The sequence below is a fragment of the Peterkaempfera griseoplana genome, from assembly GCF_001418575.1.
GTDB lineage: Bacteria > Actinomycetota > Actinomycetes > Streptomycetales > Streptomycetaceae > Peterkaempfera > Peterkaempfera griseoplana.
This window is the reverse complement of record NZ_LIQR01000503.1, coordinates 1-2619: the sequence shown is the minus strand read 5'-3', so window position 1 is coordinate 2619 and position 2619 is coordinate 1. Positions and strand designations below refer to the sequence as shown.

At 73.1% G+C, this 2619-nt stretch carries 2 protein-coding genes; one reads left to right on the top strand and one right to left on the bottom strand.

Translation table 11 applies throughout. From position 1 onward, the window contains the following. The coding region (locus AOK09_RS40540) for a DUF6716 putative glycosyltransferase (RefSeq protein ID WP_055590589.1) at positions 1-1226 on the bottom strand (1226 nt) is incomplete at its 3' end. 362 nt (positions 1227-1588) lie between these two features. On the opposite strand from AOK09_RS40540, the gene AOK09_RS31190 reads away from it, so the two are divergent. Then, complete coding sequence (locus AOK09_RS31190) at positions 1589-2593, top strand: glycosyltransferase family 2 protein (protein ID WP_055590588.1); 1005 nt, start codon at positions 1589-1591, stop codon at positions 2591-2593. Positions 2594-2619: the final 26 nt, after the last annotated feature.

Below are 2619 nucleotides of genomic sequence, written 5' to 3'. Positions count from 1 at the left end.
CGGACGGCGCGGCGGGTACCGGTCCCTCCGGCGGTGCTGGCGGCGGTGGGCAGCGGGGCGCCGTCCGGCGCGACGCCGTAGCGGGCCAGTACGCCGGGCAGGTACGCCGGGGCGTTCTGCGCCGTGTAGTACGGGGCCAGGGCAGGGAGGGCGGGCAGGGCGCGCAGCTCGGCGACCCGGCCGCGCAGCTCCCGGTACGGCTCGGGATCGAGCACGCCCTGGTCGCGCAGCCAGTCCCGGTCGGCGCTGGGCAGCAGGCCGCCGTCCAGCTGGTCCCAGGAGGCGACGCAGCCCGACCCGGTGAAGTAGTGGTTGCCGAGCGACTCGCGGACCCCGGCGTCCGACAGCACCGCCGTGGGGATGCCGCGCTGCAGGGACTCCAGGGCGGCGGTGGAGCTCACCGTGACCAGCAGGTCGGTGCGGTCCAGGACCTCGCCCATGTTGCCGTACACCAGCTCGCAGTTGGCCGGCAGCGGACGCGGCAGCCGGGCGACCAGCCGCTGGTAGGGGTGCTCCTCCAGATGCGTGGTGTGCTCCCCGGGCCGGCTGCGCAGCTTCACCAGCACCCGGCGCTCCGGGTGCAGCTCGGCATGGCGGACGCACCGCTCCAGCAGGTGCAGCCGGGCGGCGCGCGGCTCCGGTACCGAGGGCTGCGCGGCGAAGACCACCGTGAACGGCCGGCTCTCCGAGGGCCGGTACTGCTCGCCGCGGCCCGCCAGGAACGGCAGGGCGGCGCGGACCACGCTGCGGGTGTCGACCCCCAGCGGCCCGTACAGCTCCCGGAAGCGCCGGGCGTCGTAGGCGCTGTTGGCCAGCACCACGTCGGCGCCCGCCCGCAGCAGCAGACCGTCCGTCAGCTTCTCGTAGACCACGCCGACATAGCCGGTGACCACCAGGGGGCGCCGGGCCCGGCCGCGCCAGGCGCGGGCCAGTCCGTGCAGCAGTGCCTGCGCGCCGCCGCCGACCAGGGCCAGGATCACCACGTCGGCGCCGCCCACGGTCTGCGGTCCCTCCTCGCCGGCCTCGGCGAGGAAGTCGGCCACCGTGGTCTCCCGGATGGAGGCGGGTGCCACGCCGACCTCGGCCAGCTGGCGCTCCGTCGGCGTGGCCCGGCCGCGCAGCAGATGCGCGCGGATCTCGGCTCCGCCGTCGGGGCAGATCTGTCCGGCCAGCAGGGCGCCCCATTTCCAGCGGGTGTCCGAATCGGCCAGGACGACGATACGCATTGAGAGCTCCGGTTCTGTGTGACCCGGCGAGCATAGGGAGACCACCATGGCAGTCGAAGGGACTGGCGGAGACAATCCGAGAAATGCAAAGTGTCCGCTCGGTGAACACGGTCCGGGCAAATACCGGAACAAGGTGAAGCCATGGTGGCCGAGACCCTGATGAAGGGTTAATTTCCGGGCAACGAGGGGAGAAGTCGCCGGTCCCCGCAGGTCGGGCTTCCACCGTGCGCGCTGCGGCAGGTAGAGTCCGAGACGGATCAGGTGTGCAGGAACAGCCTGCCCAGAGCTTCGGGAATGTCCGGGGCGGAGATCCTCCCGGGCCGGTCGCCGGTCCTCACCCGGAGCACGCCGAGAAAACGCGTATGCGCCCACGGGCCCCGCAGGAGCGAAATCACGTGAAGCTGTCGGTCATCGTCCCCTTCTACAATGTGCAGGCGTTCGCACCCGACACCCTGCGCAGTCTGGCCGCCAATACGCGGGCGGATTTCGAGTTCGTGCTCGTCGACGACTGCTCCACCGACGCCACCCCGGCGGTCCTGGAGCAGTACGCCCGCACCCTCCCCGGTGCCGTGGTGGTCCGGCCCGAGCACAACCGGGGCCTCGCGGGGGCGCGCAACGTCGGCCTGGACGCGGCCCGCGGTGAGTACCTCACCTTCCTGGACGGTGACGACTGGATCGGTGCCGGCTATCTGGAGCGGCTGCTGGGCGCCGTCGAGCGGCACGGCTGCGACTTCCTGCGGGTGGACCACGTCCAGGTCACCGGAGCCCGGCGGCAGATCCAGAAGGCCCCGCAGGCCCGTCGCGACCAGGTGCTGGACCCCAGGGAGTCGATCCTCCCGGCCGACCGGGCCACCATGGTCGACTACCCGTACGCCTGGGCCGGGATCTACCACCGGCGGCTGCTGGACCGCGGAGCCCTGCACTTCGACGAGGGCCTGCGCACCGCCGAGGACCGCCCGTGGATATGGCGGCTGCACCGGCTCGCCGACAGCTACGCCGTCACCGGACTGCGCGGCGTCTTCTACCGGCGCGCGGTCGCCACCTCGCTCACCCAGATCGGCGACGAGCGGCAGCTGGACTTCGTCCGCGCCTTCGACCTGGTGCTGGAGCAGCTGGCCGACGACCCCGACGCGGACCGGCTGCTGACCAAGGCCGTCCGCACCTACTGCGCGGTGATAGTGCACCACCGCCGCAACGCCGACCGCCTGGAGCGCGACGTCGCCCGGCGGCTGCGGACGCTCAGCGCCGACGCGCTGCGCCGGATGCCGCAGCGCCATCTGGCGGAGGCGATCGCCGCCATGGACCCCGAACGCGCCGCGGTCATCCGCAGGCTGCGCTCCGGACTGGCCCCGGTGGCCGCCCGATGACACCGCCGCCCGGCCCCCGTGAGGAG